The organism is Corticibacter populi (assembly GCF_004217315.1).
Taxonomy (GTDB): domain Bacteria; phylum Pseudomonadota; class Gammaproteobacteria; order Burkholderiales; family Burkholderiaceae_C; genus Lampropedia; species Lampropedia populi.
This window is the reverse complement of the sequence record NZ_SGWR01000005.1, coordinates 284,704-303,012: the sequence shown is the minus strand read 5'-3', so window position 1 is coordinate 303,012 and position 18,309 is coordinate 284,704. Positions and strand designations below refer to the sequence as shown.

Below are 18,309 nucleotides of genomic sequence, written 5' to 3'. Positions count from 1 at the left end.
CGGTAGGTGCCATGAGAAGGAATCCGGCCGGCGGCTCACCAGCTCGGGCCACGCTCGGCGTGCATCTTGCGCACCATGGCGTTGAAGAATTTGTTGGCGAAATCGTCCTCGCGGATCAGCATCGCCGTCAGCTCCATGCACCTGGTCTTGATCGCCTCGGGCAGTGGCGTGTCCGGCCCCGGCAGCGCGCCGGCAGCGCACTGGATCTCGGCGGCGCGCTGCACCGTCCAGAGCAGGAAGAAGGTCCTGGCGATGGAGCCCTCGGCCACCGCGATGCCGTGGTTGCGCAGCACCAGGATGTGCTTGTCGCCCAGGCTGGCGACCATGCGCTCCTTCTCCTCGGCAAAGAGCGTGATGCCCTCGAAGCTGTGGTAGCCCACGCGGCCGTAGAGCTGCGCGCCATAGAAGCTGTTGTAGTCGAAGCCCGCCTGCTTCTGCACCACCGCCGACAGCGGCGTGGTGTGCGTGTGGATCACGCATTGCACGTCGCTGCGGGCAGCGTGGATGGCCGCGTGCAGCGCGAATCCGGCCGGGTTGCCGTCGTAGGGCGAATCCTCGAGCTTGTGGCCGTCGAGGTCCACCTTCAGCAGGTTGGCCGGCGTCACCTCGGTGTAGTTGAGGCCGAACGGGTTGACCAGATAGTGATGCGCCGGGCCGGGCAGTCTCGCCGAGATGTGGTTGAAGATGGTCTCGGTCCAGCCCATGTAGTCGACCAGGTGGTAGCACTCGGCGAGCTGGCAGCGCAGCGCCCATTCCTCGTCGGTGCAGCCCGGCAGGCGTTGCATGTCAATGGGCGGCGCAGTGAAATCGACGACTTGGTTCATGGGGAAACCTCCTGTATGCGGTCGGTGATGGTCATGGTGGTGGTCATGGATGTGGCTGGCTCTCTCGCCGCAGCATCGGCATGGGCACTGCGGGCCTCGTCACGAAAATGCGCCAGCGCGATGACGCGCTCGGTCACCGGCATGGCCATGCCCTGCAGCCGGGCCAGCTCCAGCACGGCGTCGCCGATGGCGGCCAGCTCCAGCGACCGCCCTGCCTCGAAGTCCTGCAGCATCGAGGTGCGCACCTCCCCCATGGCGGCGCCCTCGGCCATGAAGCTGGCCGGCGCAAAGGCAATGCGCGCCCCGCAGGCGGCCGCCAGCGCCAGCCCTTCCTGCAGCATCTGCCGGACGATGGGCTGTAGCCGCGCATCGCCATAGATGTTCTGCAACGTCGCGCCGGCAATGACCGACAAAGGGTTCGAGGTCAGATTGGCCAGCACTTTGGTCCATAGCGTGTCGCGGATCTGCGGCGCAATGCGCGCCTCGATGCCGGCACGCTCCAGCCAGACGGCGATGCGCTGCAAGCGGTCGCTCTGCAGGCTATGGTCGAGCTCGCCCAGCACCAACAGCAGCGGGTTGTCGGAGAGCACCTCGCCAGGGCCCAGCCGCTCGGCGGTGATGAACACCACCGCGCCGGCGATCTGCGCAACCGGCAACAATGCCAGCAGCGCCCCATCGGCATCGACGGCCCGCACTGCCCGGCCTTGCCACGGCCCGGGCAGCGCCTGGAAATACCACCAGGGCACGCCGTTGACCAGCGGCACCACGCAGGTCTGCGGCCCCACCATGGGCAGCGCCGCCTGCAGCAGCCGCGCCACGTCCTGCGCCTTGGCGCAGAGGAACAGGACGTCCTGCGGCCCCAGCGCATGCGCATCGTCGCTGGCGACCACCGCAGCCTGCAGGCACTGCCCCTGGCGCCGCAGCCGCACGCCATCGCGCCGCAATGACGTCAGGCTGGCGCCGCGCGCGAGCACGTGCACGGCGGCACCGGCGCGCGCCAACAACGCTGCCAGCGTGCAGCCAATGGCACCGGCACCGGCAACGCCCACACGCAGAGGCCGTTGATCGACAGGGTTGACGAACGCATTCATGTGGACAGCAGCTCCTGATGGCGGCCGGCCGAGCCCAGATAGGCTTCGATGACGCGCGGGTCGTGCGCCAGCTCGCGGGCCGGGCCCTGCATGATGACGCGCCCCAGCTCCAGCACGTAGGCATGGTCGGCCACGTTGAGCGCGGCGCGCGCGTTCTGCTCGATCAGCAGGATCGAGACCCCGCGTTCGCGCAGCGCGGCGATGATGCGGAAGATGTCGCGCACGATCAGCGGCGCCAGGCCAAGACTGGGCTCGTCGAGCATCAGCAGGCGCGGTTTGCCCATCAGCGCCCGCCCCACCGCCAGCATCTGGCGTTCGCCGCCCGAGAGCGTGCCGGCCTCCTGGCGGCTGCGCTCCTTGAGGCGCGGGAACAGCGCATAGACTTCCTCCAGCGCCGCCTCGCGCTCCTGGCGCGGCCCGTGGCGAAAGCGGAATGCCCCCAGTTCCAGGTTGTCCTGTACGCTCATGCTGGAGAACAACGCCCGCGTCTCCGGCACCAGCGCCATGCCGTGCATGACATGTTCCTCGATGCTGGTGCCGGCGAGGTCGCGGCCATCGAGCAGCACCTGGCCGCGCGCGGGCAGCACGCCCATGATGGCCGAGAGGGTGGTGGTCTTGCCGGCGCCGTTGGGGCCGATCACGGTGACGATCTGGCCCTGCCCGACCTCGATGTCGATGTCGAAGATGGCGTCGATATGACCATAGGATGCGCCCAGTTTGCGCACGCTCAGCAGCGCGGCGGCATCGCCCGGCGCCACAGCGGCGGGCTGGTTGGCGGTGTCGGTCTGGTTCATTCTTCCACTCCTCCCAGATAGGCCCTGAGCACCGCAGGATCGCGCTGCACCTCCTCGGGCCGGCCCTCGGCGATGCGCTGGCCAAACTCCATCACCACGACGCGATCGACCAGCCCCATCACGAAGTCCATGTCGTGCTCGACCAGCAGCACCGCCACGCCCTCGGCGCGCAGCTTGCGCAGCAGTTCGGCCAGCGCCTGCTTCTCCTTGTGGCGCAGGCCGGCAGCCGGCTCGTCGAGCAGCAGCAGGCAGGGATCGGCGCACAGCGCGCGGGCGATCTCCAGGATGCGCTGTTGCCCCAGCGCCAGGCTGCCGGCCGTGCGATCCAGCTCATGGCCGAGCCCGACCCGCTCGAGCTGGCGGCGCGCCTCGGCCAGCAGCCGTGCCTCGTCCTCGCCATCGAGGTGCAGCGCCGATGCGAACACGCCCTTGTGGCCGCGCAGATGAGCGCCGATGGCGGCGTTCTCCAGCACCGTCATGTCCGGCAACAGCTTGACGTGCTGGAAGGTGCGCGAGAGCCCCTCGGCCGCCAGTTCACGCGGACTGCGCCCATTGATGCGGTGGCCGCGAAAGATCACATCGCCCTCGTTGGGCACATCCACGCCCGAAACCAGATTGAACAGCGTGCTCTTGCCGGCGCCATTGGGTCCGATCACGGCCAGGATTTCACCGGCGTCGACGCGCAGCGACATCTCCCGATTGGCCACCAGCCCGCCGAAGCGGCGCGTGACCTTGCGCACGTCGAGAATGCGTTCGTTGGGCTTGGGGCGGGCGCTGCGCGGCAGCGCCGGCACCCCGGCACCCGGCGCGGGCAGGCGCACATGACCGCCCTGGCGCAGCTTGAAACGCCGCGAGAGCGCCATCCAGATGCCGCCCGGCCAGCGCTGCATCACCAGCACGATCAGCAGGCCGAACACGATGCTCTCGAAATTGCCGGTGCGGCCCAGCAACTGCGGCAGCAGGTCCTGCAGCCACTCCCGCAGCAGCACCACCACCGCCGAGCCGATCACCGCGCCCCACAGGCTGCCCATGCCGCCGAGCAGGCCCATGAAGAGGTAGTCGATGCCGGCCTGCACGCCAAACGGTGCCGGGCTGACGAAGCGCTGCGTGTAGGCATACAGCCAGCCGGAGACGCCGGCCAGCCCCGCGGCCACCAGGAACACGATCATCTTGGTGCGGAACACGTTCACGCCCATCGAAGTCGCCATCTCCTGGCCACCGCGCAGGGCCCGGATGGCGCGGCCCACGCGCGACTCCAGCAGGTTGCGGATCAGCACGATGGCCAGCAGCACGCACACCCAGATCAGGTAGTACATGCGCGGCCCGTCCCCGAAGGTCAGGCCGGCGATGCGCAGCGGCGGCAGGTCCGGCACGCCCGAATGCCCGCCCAGGCTCTCGATGGTGCCGAACAGCGAGTACAGCGACATGCCCCAGGCGATGGTGCCCAGGGGCAGGTAATGCCCCGAGAGCTTGAGCGTGATCAGGCCCAGCACGAAGGCGAACAGCAGCGTCAACGCCAGGCCAAGCGCCAGCGCCAGCCAGGGCGAGGCAGCCATCGCCCCCAGATTCAGCGTGGAAGGCGCGACCAGCGCCGCCGTGGTATAGGCCGACAGGCCCACGAAGGCGGCCTGGCCGAAGCTGGTCATGCCAGCGACGCCGGTCAGCAGCACCACGCCCAGCGTCGCCAGCGCGAACATGCCGATGTTGTTGAGCAGCGAGATGTAGAAGGTCGAAGCCACCAGCGGCAGCACCGCCAGGATGGCCAGCAACACCAGCCAGGAGGGATGGAACTTGCGCATGGCTCAGTGCTCCTCCTCGCGGTCGCCGCTCTTGAACGAGCGCCACATCAGGAATGGCAGGATCAGCGTGAAGACGATGACCTCCTTGTAGCTGCTGGCCCAGAAAGTCGAGAACGATTCGATCAGCCCCACGGCCACCGCCCCGATCGCAGCGACCGGATAGCTCGCCAGTCCGCCGATGATGGCGCCGACGAAGCCCTTGAGGCTGATGATGAAGCCCGAGTCGTAATAGAGCGTGGTCAGCGGCGCGATGAGAATGCCCGAGAGCGCGCACATGAAGGCCGCCATGCTGAAGGTCACCTTGCCGGCCAGCGCCGGCGAAATGCCCATCAGCTGCGCCCCCAGGCGATTGACCGCCGTGGCACGCAGCGCCTTGCCGTACAGCGTGCGGCCAAACACCACGTAAAGCGCCAGGATCAGGGCCACCGAGACCAGCAGCACCCAAATGGTCTGGCTGTTGAGGCTGATGAAGCCCAGTTCCAGCGCGCCGTCCGAGAACGGTTCGGTGCGCATGCCCTCGGGGCCGAACACCAGCAACCCCACCCCCACCAGGCTGACGTGCACCGCAATCGCGATGATCATCAGCAGCAGGCCCGAGGCATTGGCCACCGGCTGGAAGAAGAGACGGTACAGCAGCGGCCCCATCGGCGTGATGGCCGCCAGCGTCAGCAGTGCCTGCAGCGCCATCGGCAGCGACTGCAGCGGCAGCGCAGCCAGCAGCAGCACCAGCACCACGGCATAACAGGGCATGGCAAACAGCCGCCACGACAAGGCCATGCGCCGGCCCTGGCCGCGCTGGCGCAACGCAGCGCAGAGATCGGCCAGCAAGGCCGCCAGCGCCAGCGCCAGGATCAGCCAGCCGATGGTCGCGCGGCCAGCCTGGATGGCCGCCATCGTCAGCGCGCTGAATGCCACGAACTCACCGAGCGGAATCAGCAGGATGCGGGTGACGGAGAACACCAGGATGATGGACAGCGCCACCAGCGCGTAGATCGCACCGCTGCTGATGCCATCCTGGCCGAGCAAGGCAATGATTTGCAGGTTCATCGGAGGGAAGGATGTGTGGTTCCCTGCGGCCCGCGCCGGCATGGCGGCGGGCAGCACAAGAGAGGCCTGGAGAAAGCGCGGTCCGCCTCGGCGGCGCGCGCCCGGGAGTGCTCTGCAGCCGCGCTTACTTCAGCAGCCTCCAGGTGCCGTCCTTGACGACGATCAACTCGCGGCCGCGCTCATCGAAACCGCTGTGGTCCTCGGCCGTCATGGTGTAGACGCCTTGCGTGGCCGGCAGGTCCTTGATCTGCTCGAGCGCATCGCGCAGCGCCTGGCGGAACGCCACCGTGCCCGGCTGGCCGGCCTTGGCCGCCTCCGGAATCGCCGCCTGCAGCAGCAGGCCCGCGTCATACACGTTGGCGCCGAAGGTGGCCGGCTCGCTGCCGTACTTGGTCTTGTAGTCGTCGATGTACTTGCGCGCCACCGTCTTGGAGGGGTGCGAATCGGGCACTTCGTCCATCACCAGCATCAGGCTGGCCGCGAGAATCGTGCCCTCGACCTTCTTGCCGCCGAGCTTGAGGAAGTCATTGAGCGCGGCGCCATGGGTCTGGTAGATCTGGCCGGGATACTTCTGGTCCACCAGCGTAGTCTGCGGCAGCACCGAGGAGCTGCCCGGCGCCGCCACCAGAATGGCGTCGGGCCTGGCGGCGATCAGCTTGATGGACTGCGCCGTCAGCGAGGTGTCCTGCCGCTGGAAGCGTTCAGCTGCCACCACCTTGATGCCGGCCTTCTCGGCCAGCTCCCGGGTGACATTGAGCCAGCTCTCGCCAAACGGATCGGCGGTGCCGACGAAGCCCAGCGTCTTGACGCCGCTGCTGGCCATGTGATCGATCAGCGCCGAGGCGATGATGTCATCGTTCTGGGTGGTCTTGAAGACCCACTTCTTCTGCTCGGTCAGCGGCAGGATCACCGCCGAGCTGCCCACCGGTGCCAGCATCGGCACCTGCGCCTCCGCAGCGATCTGGATCACGCCCATGGCATTGGGCGTGCCGCTCGGGCCGATGATGGCATCGACGCCATCGCCAATGAGCTTCTTGAATGCCGTCACCGAGGCAGTGGGATTGCTGGCATCGTCCAGCGAGATGTACTGGATGTCGAGATCGCCTGCCTTGGCCGGCAGCAGGTCCACCGAATTCTTCTGCGGAATCCCGACCAGCGCAATCGGACCGGAGGAAGACGTCACCACGCCCACCTTGACCTGCGCCTGCGCGGTGACCGCCAGACAGACTCCCGCCACCAGGGCGCATATCTTCCGTTTCATCGTCATGTTCATACTCCAAATCGTTTAGCCGCCAGAACCACCATACCGCGCGCGGCACCCACGGTGAATCGCGTCACAGCATGGCCACGGGCATCAAGCATGTTTCATGCCAAAACACTTTCTTTCATTTGAAAGATGGAGCATTTTTGATATCGACGAAAGAACTTTATGAATGCATTTGGTGCAAACCGGCAAAGATGCACCGCAATCGACCGCGATCCACCGAAATTGCACAAATGACGTGCAGAAACCGCCTCCCATGCGCCCGTCACCCACCCGATCAAAAGAGCGAATAGCTGGCCCGCTTATTGCTTGAAACGCCTCATCACCCCAGCTCGCGCCGACACACGATGCATCCATGGCCGGCTGCGGATATTTATGTGAATTTTCACATGAATCAATAATTTTTAATGTGCATATTGCAAGACGGAATAAACCCCATGAGTGCCATTGCCGAATCCCTCTCCATCGGCGACCCGCAAGGACCGGGCGTGATGGTCAAGGACACCATCGATGTGGCCGGCCATCGCACCCGCGCCGGCAGCCGGGCCCTGGCTGGCGCCGCGCCCGCACAGCGGCACGCGGATGTGGTGGCGGGCTTGCTGGCACATGGCTGGCACCTGAGCGGCAAGACCGGCCTGCACGAGCTGGCCTTCGGCACCACAGGCATCAACCCCGGCTGCGGTACCGCCCCCAATCCGCGCTGGCCGAACCGCATTCCCGGTGGCTCATCGAGCGGCTCGGCCAGCGTCGTTGCCGCCGGCCTCGCCGATGGTGCGCTGGGAACCGATACCGGAGGCTCGGTGCGCATTCCCGCCGCCTGCTGCGGGGTGTTCGGCCTCAAGCCCAGCTTCGGCCGCGTCAGCCGTGCCGGCGTGCTGCCGGCCAGCAGCAGCCTCGACTGCGTCGGCCCGATGGCGCGTGACATGCCAACGCTGGAACGGTTGATGCAGGCCATCGACCCCGGCTACCGGCGCAGCCCGCTGCCCGCCGACGCGCTGCTGCGGCTGGGCTTCATCGACCTGGCGCCAGCCAGCGCCCGGGCCGAAGTCCTCGCCACGGCGCGCCATGCGGTGGATAGCAGCGGCGCAGCCGTGCACAAGGTGGCGCTGCCAGGGCTTGACGAGGCCTTTGCGGCGGGCCTGACCATCATCAACGCCGAAACCTTCTCGGCCTGCCGCGCCTGGCTGGAGACCGGACTGGTTGGCGAGGACGTGGCCGCGCGGCTGCGGCGCGCCGGCCGGACCAGCGCCGCCGACGTGGCCGCCGCCGAAGCGGTGCGCGCCCGCTTCACCGCCGAGGTCGATGCCGCACTCGCGCAATGCGACGTGCTGGTGCTGCCGACGATGCCCGATTTCCCGCCCCTGCTGGCCGATGCCGGCGATCTCCAGAAGCTGGTGGGGATCACCGCCTTCGTGCGCCCCTTCAACCTCTCGGGCCACCCTGCGCTGCAGATACCCCTGCGCGTGCCCGGCAGCCAGCCCGGCCATCCGCCCGTGGGCCTGCAACTGGTGGCGGCGCGCGGCAGGGACGAATGGCTGTGCGCCGTCGGCGCGCTGCTGTTTCAACGCCTGGACAAGGCACTCACTTTCGGAGCTACACCATGACCATCGCATCCCTGCAACTGGCCCAGGCCGCCCAGACGGCCGAGGCAGCCTGCGGCGGCGCGCCCCAGACCGTCCCCGGCACACCGGGCGCCATCGACGCCGCGCTGCTGCAAGCCCTGCTGCGCGACATTCGCGCCCGCGCTGCCGAGTTCGAGCAGCAGCGCCACATCTCCCAGGACATCGTCGACGGCTTCAAGCGCATCGGCGTCTACCGCGCGCTGGTGCCCAAGCGGCTGGGTGGCAGCGAATGGAGTGCGCACCAGTTCTGCGAGCTGATCGAGACCATCTCGCAGGCCGATGGCTCGGCCGGCTGGGTGGCCAGCTTCGGCATGGCGCCCACCTACCTGGCAGCGCTGCCGCGCGCGACCTTCGAGCAGATCTACACCGACGACATCGACACCGTGTTCGCCGGCGGCATTTTCCCGCCGCAGCCGGCCTTCTATGTCGATGGCGGCATCCAGGTCAGCGGCCGCTGGAGCTTCTCCAGTGGCTGCATGGGCGCGACCGTGATGGGCGTGGGCATCAGCCCGCGCAAGGGCGACGCCACCGGCCTGCCGCGCATGGCGGTGATCCCGCGCGAGCAGGTGCAAATCGTGCAGAGCTGGGACGTCAGCGGCCTGGCCGGCACCGGCAGCCATGACCTGGTGGTCGAGGACGTGGTCGTCCCGGAGGACTGGACCTTCGTGCGCGGCGGCGCCTCGAACCTGGACGAACCGATGTTCCGCTACCCGACGCTGGCCTTTGCCGCGCAGGTGCTGGCAGTGGTGAACCTGGGCATCGGCCGCGCCGCCATCGACGAGCTGCGCCGCCTTGCCGGCGGCTACAAGGCCGTCACCGGCGCGCCGACGCTCGGCGACCGGCCCGTCACGCAGACGCAGCTCGGCCACGCCGAGGCCCAGTTGCGCTCGGCCCGCAGCTGGTTCTTCGATGCCATCGACGACGCCTGGGAAAGCCTGCTGGTCGGCGATCCGGTCTCGCGCGAACAAACCAACATGCTGCGCCTCTCGGCTTCGCACGCCGCCCGTGTCGGTGCCGAGGTGGCGCGCAGCATGCAGATGCTCTCGGGCATGGCCGGCATCTACAACAGCAGTCCGCTGGCGCGCTGCGTACGCGACGCCAACGCCGTCACGCAGCACGCCTTCCTCGGCGATGTGACGTTCCAGAACGGCGGCGCCATGCTGTTCGGCCGCGATCCGCTGCCCGGCTATCTCTGACGGCCGGCCCGCTCCGCGTCCGGCACGCCGCAAGCCCCTTCCACCCTGCCCACCCTGATTCAAGCCCCCCCAAGGAGAGAAAACCATGAGCAACACCAAACCCCTGCGAGTGCTGTTCTGCATCGGCATCCAGCAGAACTTCTTCGACGCCAGCGCCGCCGAGGCCAAGGAGGTGTGGACGGCCTTCGCCAGCATGATGAAGGCCATCGGCGAGCTGCCCGGCGTCAAGGTGCTGGGCAATCTGGATGACGACCGCATCATGGTCGGCGCGTCGGCAAGCTGGCCCTGGACCACCTACATCCTCGCCGATGTGCCCGACCTGGAGACCGTCACCGCCGGCTGCAACCTGTTTCGCACCACCCCGGTGGGCGACGGCACCTACAAGCTCTGGAAATACGCCAAGGTCGAGGCGCGCATCGGCCGCGAACTGGAAGTACCCGCCTGAGAAATCGGGCGCAGCCCGCACCTGCAGACCATCTTCAATCCTCCCGGCCGCGCGCCACTGCGCCTGTCTGACGCGCCGGCGGCGCCGGCCCACACCACAAGGAGCCCCACCATGTCCACCGTCATTCCCATCCAGCCGGTCGCGCGGCCGGCCGCCAAGGCAGCCGGCCATGCCTATGCCGACCTGGTCAAGCCCGACCGCGTCCACACCTCGCTCTACACCGACCCGACCATCTTCGAGGAGGAGATGGAGAAGGTCTTTTATTCCAACTGGATCTGGGTCGGCCACGTCAGCGAAGTGCCCGAGCCCGGCAGCTTCAAGTCCACCTGGATCGGCCAGCAGCCGGTCATCCTGGTGCGCGACCGCAAGAAGAACCTGCACGTGCTGCTCAACCGCTGCCGCCACCGCGGCGCCACCGTCTGCGAGCACAAGAAGGGCAAGACCAGCAGCTTCGTCTGCCCCTATCACGGCTGGGGCTACGGGCTCGATGGCTCGCTGCGCGGCGTGCCGCATCCGGAAAGCTATGGCGACAGCATCGACAAGGGCGAATTCCCGCTGGTGAGCCTGCGCGTCGAGCAATACGCCGGCATGGTGTTCGCCAGCTTCAAGGACGACATCATGCCGCTGGAGCAGTGGCTGGGCCCGGCCAGGAAGTGGATGGACCTCTTCATGAAGCAGGCCGGCGGCTACCCGGTCAAGGTCGCCGGCGAGCATCGCTTCAGCTTCCCCGGCAACTGGAAGATCCAGCTGGAGAACACCACCGACGCCTACCACTTCCCGCTGGTGCACAAGTCCTTCCTGACCTCGCTGGACGAGGAAACCAAGAAGGTCTTCGACTTCGTCGAAGGGCCCGGCTATGTCGAGGAACTGGGCAACGGCCACAGCGTGATGGTGATGATCCCCGACCTCATCGACCTCGAGGCCGACCTGGACAAGCCCATTCCCGAGCGCTTCGAGGAACTGGCCCAGGCCCTGCGGGGCGAAGGCCACGAGGAAGCGCAGGTGCGCCGCATCGTGCGCGCCGTCGGCGGCACCGGTTTCAACCTCAACCTCTACCCCAACGTGGCCTGCTCGATGGCGTTCTTTCGCGTGCTGCGCCCCATCGCGGTGGACAAGACCGAAATCCACCACGCGGCCATCGTCATGGACGGCGGCCCGGCCATCGCCAACCAGTACCGGCTGCGCCTGCACGAGCACTTCCAGGGTCCGATGGGTTTTGGCACGCCCGACGACTCCGAAGCCTGGGAGCGCGTGCAAAAGGGCGCGCACGCCGGCGAAGACCTGTGGATCATGGTCAACCGCGGCCTGCCCGGCGAGGTGCCTACCGCCGATGGCCTCAAGAGCGACGTCAGTGCCGAAACCGGCATGCGCGCCGCCTACCGCCAGTGGCTCAAGTCGATGACGGCCTGAGCGCCGAACGGAGAACCCCGAGATGAACATCCCATTGCTCAACGAAGTCGCCGCCTTCATCTGGCAGGAAGCCGACATGCTCGACAACGAGCTCTACCAGGACTGGCTGAGGCTGTGGAGCGGTGATGGCCTCTACATCGTGCCCATCGACCCCAAGGCCACCGACTTCGCCAACACCCTCAACTACGCCTACGACAACGCCCACATGCGCGAGCTGCGCGTGCAGCGCCTGACCGGCGGCGAGTCGATTTCCACCAGTCCCGAGCCGCGCACCGTGCGCATGGTCTCGCGCTTTCGCGTCGCCGCCGAAGACGGCGACACGGTGACGGTGCGCTGCGCGCAGTTCCTCACCGACTTCCGCAAGGAGAACGCGCACCAGTACACCGCCAACCTGATCTATACGCTGCGCCGCCATGCGGACAGCTTTCTGATCGATCGGAAGGTGGTGCGCCTGATCAACTCCGACGATGTGCTGCAGACCATCGGCTACATCCTCTGACCTGACAAGGAGATCCCCTCATGTCCAACAACGTGGTGAACGCGGTGAACGGGGCCGGCGCGGCCCATGTGGCCATCGTGACCGGCGCCGCCCAGGGTCTCGGCCAGGTCATCGCCGAGCACCTGCATGCCGCGGGCTACCGCGTGGCGATTGCCGACATTAACCTCGATGCCGCCCGCGCGCTCGCCAGCCGGCTCGATGCCAGCGGCACGACCGCGCTGGCGCTCAAGCTCGACGTGCGCGAGAAGGCCGACTTCGAAGCCGCCCGCGACAGCCTGCTGGCAAGCTGGGGCGGCGTGCAGGTCATGGTCAACAACGCCGCCGTGACGCTGCACACCCCGGTGATGCAGATCTCGCCCGAGGAGTTCAGCAGCGTCGTCGACACCAACCTGCGCGGCACCTTCCTGGGCTGCCAGGTGTTCGGCAGCCACTTCGGCGCCAACGGCTACGGCCGCATCGTCAACCTCGCCTCGCTGGCCGGACAGAACGGCGGCACCGCCGCCGGCGCGCACTATGCCTCATCCAAGGCCGGCATCCTGGTGCTCACCAAGATCTTCGCCAAGGAGCTGGCCGGACACGGCGTCACCGTCAATGCCATCGCCCCCGGCCCGATCGACCTGCCCGCGGTGCGTGCCAGCGTGCCGCCCGGGAAGCTGCAAGGCATCATCGACAACGTCATCCCGGTACACCAGCTCGGCGATCCCGGCTTCATCGCCGATACGGTCGTGCACCTGGCCTCGCCGCAGGCCGGCTTCGTCACCGGCGCAGCCTGGGACATCAACGGCGGCATCTTCATGCGCTGACGCCACGAACGGACATGCCCATGAACGACACCACACTGCACGTACGCGTGGCACAACGTCAAATGGCCACGGCAGACATCGTCGTGCTGGACCTGGAGCCTGCCGATGGCAGCGCCCTGCCCGCCTTCGATGCCGGCGCGCACATCGACCTGCACCTGCCCGGCGGACTGGTGCGCCAGTATTCGCTGTGCTCGGACCCGGCCGACACCCGCGCCTACCGCGTCGGCATCCTGCGCGACCCGGCCTCGCGCGGCGGTTCGGTGGCTGTGCATGAGCAACTGGAGGAAGGCAGCGCGCTGCAGATCAGCACGCCGCGCAACCTGTTCCCGCTGGAGGCCGGTGGCGGCAAGAGCTACCTGTTCGGCGGCGGCATCGGCATCACGCCGATGATCGCCATGGCCCACAGCCTGCACCACGCCGGACGCGACTTCGAACTGCACTACTGCAGCCGCTCGCCCGAGCACAGCGCCTTTCTGGCCGAACTGGCCGCCGCGCCGTTTGCCGACAAGGTATTCACCCATTTCGACCAGGCAGAGCCACCCTCGCCCGCCGACGTGGCAGCGCTGCTCGCCGGCGCCGGTGCCGACAGCCATGTCTATGTGTGCGGGCCCAATGGCTTCATGGACTGGGTGATGGAGACGGCCCGCGCCAGCGGCTTCGCGCCCGCGCGCATCCACCACGAGTACTTCCAGGTGGAGGTCGAGACCGGTGGGGCCGGCTTCGAGGTCGTGGCCGAGGCCAGCGGCAAGGAGGTCACGGTGGGCCCGGATGAAACCATCGCCCAGGCGCTCGGGCGCATCGGCATCCGCGTGCAGATGTCCTGCGAACAAGGCGTGTGCGGCACCTGCATGTGCACCGTGCTCGAAGGCATTCCCGACCACCGAGACTCCTACCAGACCGACGAGGAGAAAGCCGAGAACGACCAGATTGCCGTGTGCTGCTCGCGCGCGCTCACGCCGCGCCTGGTACTCGACATCTGAGCGCCGAGCGCCAGGGAACTCCAGGAACACCGCCATGACCGAACCCACCCCCGCCCCCATCGATACGCAGGATTTCCGCGGCGCACTGGCCTTGCTGACCGGCGCCGTCAACCTGATCACCACCGACGGCCCGGCCGGCCTGGCCGGCTTCACCGCCTCGGCCGTCTGCAGCGTCACCGACAGCCCGCCCACGATCCTCGTGTGCATGCGCACCGCCGCCTGGTCCAACCCCGTCTTCCACGGCAACGGCGTACTCTGCGTCAACGTGCTGACCTCCGCGCAGAAAGCCCTTTCCGGACAGTTCGCCAACCCCGGACTGTCGCAGCAAGAACGCTTCGACTGCGCGCAATGGGACCGGCTCGCCTCCGGCGCCCCGGCGCTGCGCGGCGCGCTGGTCAACCTCGACTGCGCCATCGACCACGTCCATCAGGTCGGCACGCACGACGTCTGCTTCTGCCGCGTCCTCGACATCCGCACCCAGCCCGAAGGCGAAGGGCTGGTGTACTTCAACCGCAACTACCACCAGGTCAACCGGCGCTCGGCGATGGCTGCCTGACGACCGGCCGCCCCATTTGCCCATGCACACTTCCACCTTCCTCCTGAACGCCGGCGCAGCCCAGCTCACGCGCCGCCTGCAGTCACGCGACATCCAGGCCACGACCGTGGTGCACGCCTGCCTGGAACGCATCGCCGAACGCGAGCCCGCGCTGCAGGCCTGGACCCATGTGGCCGCCGATGCCGCCCTGGCGCGCGCCAGGGCGCTCGATGACAGCCCCATCCAGGGCCTGCTGCACGGCCTGCCGCTGGGCATCAAGGACATCTTCGACACCTGGGACATGCCCACCGGCTATGGCTCGCCCATCTATGCCGGCCACCAGCCTGCCGCTGATGCCGCCAGCGTGGCGCTGTGCCGTGAAGCCGGCGCGGTGCTGCTGGGCAAGACGGTGACGACCGAGTTCGCCACCTTCCAGGCCGGTCCCACGCGCAATCCGCACAACCAGGCGCATACGCCCGGTGGCTCGTCGAGCGGCTCCTGCGCGGCGGTGGCCGCCAGCATGGTGCCGCTGGCCTTCGGCTCGCAAACCGCCGCCTCCATCATCCGCCCCGCCGCCTACTGCGGCGTGGTGGGCTACAAGCCCTCGTTCGGCGCCATCGGCCGCGCCGGCGTCAAGGGCCTGAGCGATTCGCTCGACACCATCGGCGCCATCGGCCGCGAGGTCGAGGACGTGGCCCTGCTGGCTGCCTGCCTGAGTGGCAACCAGCGGTTGCTCGATCTCTCCTTTCACCACGCGCCGCGCGTGGGCCTGTGCCGCACGGCCGCCTGGGACAGCGTTGCTGCCGAGACCAAGGCCACCATGGCCATGGTGCCCGCAGCACTCGAGAAGGCCGGGGCGACCGTGGTGGACGTGGAGCTGCCAGCGGGCTTTGCGAGCCTGCCCCAGGCCCACATCGACATCATGGCCTACGAAGCGGCACGCACCCTCAGCGACGAGCGGCTGCGCCACGGCCAGCAACTCAGCGCCGGGCTGCGCGGCGTCATCGAACGTGGCCTGCAGATGCCGCATGCCGAGTACGTTGCGCAATTGCAACTGGCCGCATGGGCCCGTGCCCAGCTGCCCGCCATCTTCGAAAACGTGGACGTGCTGCTGGCGCCCAGCGCTGCGGGCGAAGCGCCCCTGTTCGAGGAGGGCACCGGTGATCCCCAGTACTGCCGCGCCTGGACCCTGCTGGGCCTGCCCTGCGTGCACCTGCCTTTCGCGCGCGGCCCGCACGGCCTGCCGGTGGGCCTGCAGGCCGTGGGCAAACTCCACGCCGACCACGCCACCCTGGCCGCGGCCGCCTGGCTGCTGCCACGCCTGCGCCAGGCCTGACTGATTCATGACTGAATCCTGACTGCTTCTCCCGCCACGAAAGGACACCCCATGGACACTGCCGAACTGAGCGCCACGCTCGACGCGCTGCGCACCCGCATCGAAAGCCTTGAAGCCGAGGCCGAGATCCGCCGCATCCAGGCCCGCTACATGTTCCTCTGCGACACCCCCTGCCCCGAGCCGGTGGCGGACGACGCCGAGCGCATCGACCGCATCATGGCGCTGTATGCCGAGGAAGCGATCTGGGAAGGCGTGGGCAGCTACTACGAAGGTCAGTTCGGGCAGGCCGTGGGCAAGGCGGCGATCCGCGCCCACTTCGAGAAGTTCTGGGGCAGCCGGCGCGACCCCGCACTGCTGCTGAACGTGCATTACCTGACGTCGGAGCAGATCCATGTGCACGGCGACCACGCCGATGGCCAGTGGGTGCATTGCCAGCCCTGGATCTTCAGCGACGGCGCCTCGCTGCTGCGATCGAGCCGCCTCAACAACCGGTTCCGGCGCATCGATGGCCGCTGGCTGATCACCCGCACCCGCACCGAAAACGTCTTCGTCGCGCCGCTGGCACCCGGCTGGGCCGAGAGCATTCCCAAAACCTCGGTCCTGATGAGCGCCTAGTGTCCTGACCAGAAGCTCGTTGAAGAAATGAAGATGTCGAAATCGTTGCCAGGCGAGGCGCCAATCACCGCGATAGCAGCAGCCATCGCGAGGTTTGGCAACGCCGCAGGGCGGCGATTCTCGGCATCTTCATGAAACGAACTTCCGAGAACCTGTTTACGATCTTTGCCCTCCCCCATCCGGAGCCCACCATGAGCACCATCCTCAAGCAAAGAATCCAGGGCCCCGCCGCCTGGCGCGGCAGCGAGCTCGCCGACACCGGCCACTGGATCCACCACCTTTCTGCCGACACCGTCACCGCACTCGTGGCGGCCCAGCGGCAGGTTGCGGCCCAAGGGCTGACGGCGCCAGCCTTCGGCAAGGACGACTTTCCGATTCCGCCCGCGCTGGTCACCGAGATCGCCGGATGGGCCGACACACTGGAGAACGGCCAGGGCTTTCTGCTGCTGCGCGGACTGCCCGCCAGCCAATTGGACGAGGATGCGCTGGCCACCATCTACTACGGCATCGGCCTGCACATGGGCACCCCCGTGACGCAGAACGAGCGCGGCGACCTGCTGGGCCGTGTCATGAACATCGGCGACCAGAACAAGAAAAGCACGCGTGTCTATGAGACCAACGCCTACCTGCCATACCACACCGACCTCTCGGATGTGGTGGGCCTGCTGTCGATCCGCAAGGCCCAATCCGGCGGCCTGAGCAGCCTGGTGAGCGCCGGCGCGATCTACAACGAAATCCTCGAGAAATATCCCGAGTACCTGGGCCTGCTGTACCGCCCGATCTACTTCGACCACCTCGGCGAGGAACTGCCCAGCCTCTCGCCCATATTCAGCCACCACGCCGGCAAGCTCAGCTGCCGCTACCTGCGCTACTACATCGAGGTGGGCCAGGAGCGGCGCGGCGTCCAACTCTCGCGGGTCGAGGTGGAGATGCTGGACCTGTTCGACGCCATCATCCACGACCAGCACATCCGGCTGGACATGATGCTCGAGCCCGGCGACATCCAGTTCGCCAACAACTACGCGGTGCTGCACTCGCGCACCCGGTTCGAGGACGCCGAGGATCTGGCCCAGCGCCGCAAGCTGCTGCGCCTGTGGCTGAAGATGCCCAACGCGCGAACGCTCGCGCCCGATTTCCCGGGCCGCAATGGCATTCCGGTACGCGCCCAGCAACCGGCCTACTAAGAACCTGTTTACGATCTTTTCATGGGTTACGCGGGAGGTCAAAAATGCAGTGGGCAAGACGCCCGTCGCAGCCCAGACTGGCCGTCTGGGCCAGGCGGGCAACGCCGCCCGGTGGTTTTTTGACCTCCCGCCCTTCGGGTTGTCCCGGCAGGCGCGCGCTGCGGCGTGACAAATCCTCGCCGGGCCACCAGGCCCGGCTGCGGTTTGCGCATTGCATCGCATCGCTTGTCGGGGCAACGTGGCCCATGAAAAGATCGCAAACAGGTTCTAAGCGAACCGGCGAACGCCAGCGCGACGCCGGTTCAGTCGTCTCGCAGGTTCTCGAACATCTGTTCGAGCATCTGGTTCAGCCGTGCGATCTTCACCGAGGACATGCCGCTGAAACCCTTGGCAAAGACCTTTTCGGTGGCCCGCTGCATCTCGACGATCATCTCGTCGCCATGCGCGGTCAGCGCCACCTCGGTGACGCGCCCGTCCATGGCCGAGGTGCTGGTCTCGACCAGCCCATCGGCCTTCATGCGGTAGACGATCTTGGTGATGGTAGAGAGCTTGACCACCGCATGCAGCGAGATCTCCGACATGCTGCAAGTGCCGTTCTGCTTGAGGATGAAGAGCACGCGCCAGGTCGGCACATCCGCACCGACCTTGCGCAGAGCCTTTTCCATGTGATGGATGTAGATGTTGTTCAGGCGGGCGATCCAGTAGAACGGAAAGTCTTCCTTGCTGAAGTCCTCGCTGGCCGGGTTGTAGCGGCTTACTCTTTTGTGAATGGTCATGATCGGCACCGATGTCGCCGCGCAGGAGATGAATGCGGCGGGGCGAAGGGATTCTATCCAACTCACTGCATCCGGCCGGCAAGCCCATC

At 67.3% G+C, this 18,309-nt stretch carries 18 protein-coding genes; 11 read left to right on the top strand and 7 right to left on the bottom strand.

Annotated features, from left to right (window positions below; genetic code table 11):
* Positions 1 to 35 precede the first annotated feature (35 nt).
* From EV687_RS17900 to EV687_RS17875, 6 genes are all read right to left on the bottom strand, one after another.
* On the bottom strand, positions 36 to 824 hold the full coding sequence (locus EV687_RS17900) for a class II aldolase/adducin family protein (protein ID WP_242612713.1): 789 nt from the start codon (positions 822 to 824) through the stop codon (positions 36 to 38).
* Positions 821 to 1,915 carry a ketopantoate reductase family protein gene (locus EV687_RS17895; protein WP_122225729.1) on the bottom strand — a complete coding sequence of 365 codons (1,095 nt, stop codon included), beginning with the start codon at positions 1,913 to 1,915 and terminating at the stop codon, positions 821 to 823. Before EV687_RS17895 ends, EV687_RS17900 begins: the two co-directional genes overlap by 4 nt.
* Entirely contained in the window at positions 1,912 to 2,709 is a 798-nt protein-coding gene (locus tag EV687_RS17890; RefSeq protein WP_122225728.1) for an ABC transporter ATP-binding protein, read from the bottom strand. The genes EV687_RS17895 and EV687_RS17890 overlap by 4 nt, the downstream gene beginning before the upstream one ends.
* Positions 2,706 to 4,508 (bottom strand): branched-chain amino acid ABC transporter ATP-binding protein/permease, encoded by a 1,803-nt coding sequence (locus tag EV687_RS17885; protein WP_122225727.1) that lies wholly within the window; start codon positions 4,506 to 4,508, stop codon positions 2,706 to 2,708. The genes EV687_RS17890 and EV687_RS17885 overlap by 4 nt, the downstream gene beginning before the upstream one ends.
* A gap of 3 nt (positions 4,509 to 4,511) precedes the next feature.
* Positions 4,512 to 5,555: a branched-chain amino acid ABC transporter permease gene (locus EV687_RS17880; protein WP_122225726.1), complete on the bottom strand. Its 1,044-nt coding sequence runs from the start codon at positions 5,553 to 5,555 to the stop codon at positions 4,512 to 4,514.
* 124 nt (positions 5,556 to 5,679) lie between these two features.
* Positions 5,680 to 6,822 (bottom strand): ABC transporter substrate-binding protein, encoded by a 1,143-nt coding sequence (locus EV687_RS17875; protein ID WP_122225725.1) that lies wholly within the window; start codon positions 6,820 to 6,822, stop codon positions 5,680 to 5,682.
* A gap of 434 nt (positions 6,823 to 7,256) precedes the next feature.
* On the opposite strand from EV687_RS17875, the gene EV687_RS17870 reads away from it, so the two are divergent.
* The 11 genes from EV687_RS17870 to EV687_RS17820 all read left to right on the top strand — a co-directional run bounded on the left by EV687_RS17870 (position 7,257) and on the right by EV687_RS17820 (position 17,444).
* Positions 7,257 to 8,423, top strand: coding sequence for an amidase (locus EV687_RS17870; protein ID WP_122225724.1), 1,167 nt, complete (start codon positions 7,257 to 7,259; stop codon positions 8,421 to 8,423).
* Complete coding sequence (locus EV687_RS17865; protein ID WP_122225723.1) at positions 8,420 to 9,637, top strand: acyl-CoA dehydrogenase family protein; 1,218 nt, start codon at positions 8,420 to 8,422, stop codon at positions 9,635 to 9,637. The genes EV687_RS17870 and EV687_RS17865 overlap by 4 nt, the downstream gene beginning before the upstream one ends.
* Positions 9,638 to 9,722: 85 nt before the next feature.
* Complete coding sequence (locus tag EV687_RS17860) at positions 9,723 to 10,082, top strand: IacB protein (protein WP_122225722.1); 360 nt, start codon at positions 9,723 to 9,725, stop codon at positions 10,080 to 10,082.
* Positions 10,083 to 10,193: 111 nt separating this feature from the next.
* On the top strand, positions 10,194 to 11,492 hold the full coding sequence (locus EV687_RS17855) for an aromatic ring-hydroxylating oxygenase subunit alpha (RefSeq protein ID WP_130466553.1): 1,299 nt from the start codon (positions 10,194 to 10,196) through the stop codon (positions 11,490 to 11,492).
* 22 nt (positions 11,493 to 11,514) lie between these two features.
* Positions 11,515 to 11,991 (top strand): aromatic-ring-hydroxylating dioxygenase subunit beta, encoded by a 477-nt coding sequence (locus EV687_RS17850; RefSeq protein WP_122225720.1) that lies wholly within the window; start codon positions 11,515 to 11,517, stop codon positions 11,989 to 11,991.
* Positions 11,992 to 12,011: 20 nt separating this feature from the next.
* Entirely contained in the window at positions 12,012 to 12,794 is a 783-nt protein-coding gene (locus EV687_RS17845) for an SDR family NAD(P)-dependent oxidoreductase (protein WP_122225719.1), read from the top strand.
* Between the two features lie 20 nt (positions 12,795 to 12,814).
* Positions 12,815 to 13,774: a PDR/VanB family oxidoreductase gene (locus EV687_RS17840; RefSeq protein WP_122225718.1), complete on the top strand. Its 960-nt coding sequence runs from the start codon at positions 12,815 to 12,817 to the stop codon at positions 13,772 to 13,774.
* A 34-nt stretch (positions 13,775 to 13,808) separates the two neighbouring features.
* Positions 13,809 to 14,330 (top strand): flavin reductase, encoded by a 522-nt coding sequence (locus EV687_RS17835; protein WP_122225717.1) that lies wholly within the window; start codon positions 13,809 to 13,811, stop codon positions 14,328 to 14,330.
* 22 nt (positions 14,331 to 14,352) lie between these two features.
* Positions 14,353 to 15,645 (top strand): amidase, encoded by a 1,293-nt coding sequence (locus EV687_RS17830; RefSeq protein WP_122225716.1) that lies wholly within the window; start codon positions 14,353 to 14,355, stop codon positions 15,643 to 15,645.
* A 51-nt stretch (positions 15,646 to 15,696) separates the two neighbouring features.
* Positions 15,697 to 16,260: a nuclear transport factor 2 family protein gene (locus EV687_RS17825; protein WP_122225715.1), complete on the top strand. Its 564-nt coding sequence runs from the start codon at positions 15,697 to 15,699 to the stop codon at positions 16,258 to 16,260.
* 191 nt (positions 16,261 to 16,451) lie between these two features.
* Positions 16,452 to 17,444: a TauD/TfdA family dioxygenase gene (locus EV687_RS17820; RefSeq protein WP_122225714.1), complete on the top strand. Its 993-nt coding sequence runs from the start codon at positions 16,452 to 16,454 to the stop codon at positions 17,442 to 17,444.
* A gap of 302 nt (positions 17,445 to 17,746) precedes the next feature.
* On the opposite strand, the gene EV687_RS17815 is transcribed toward EV687_RS17820, so the two are convergent.
* The gene (locus tag EV687_RS17815) at positions 17,747 to 18,220 is read right to left on the bottom strand and encodes a MarR family winged helix-turn-helix transcriptional regulator (RefSeq protein ID WP_207226501.1); all 474 of its coding nucleotides are present in this window, start codon (positions 18,218 to 18,220) and stop codon (positions 17,747 to 17,749) included.
* Positions 18,221 to 18,309 lie beyond the last annotated feature (89 nt).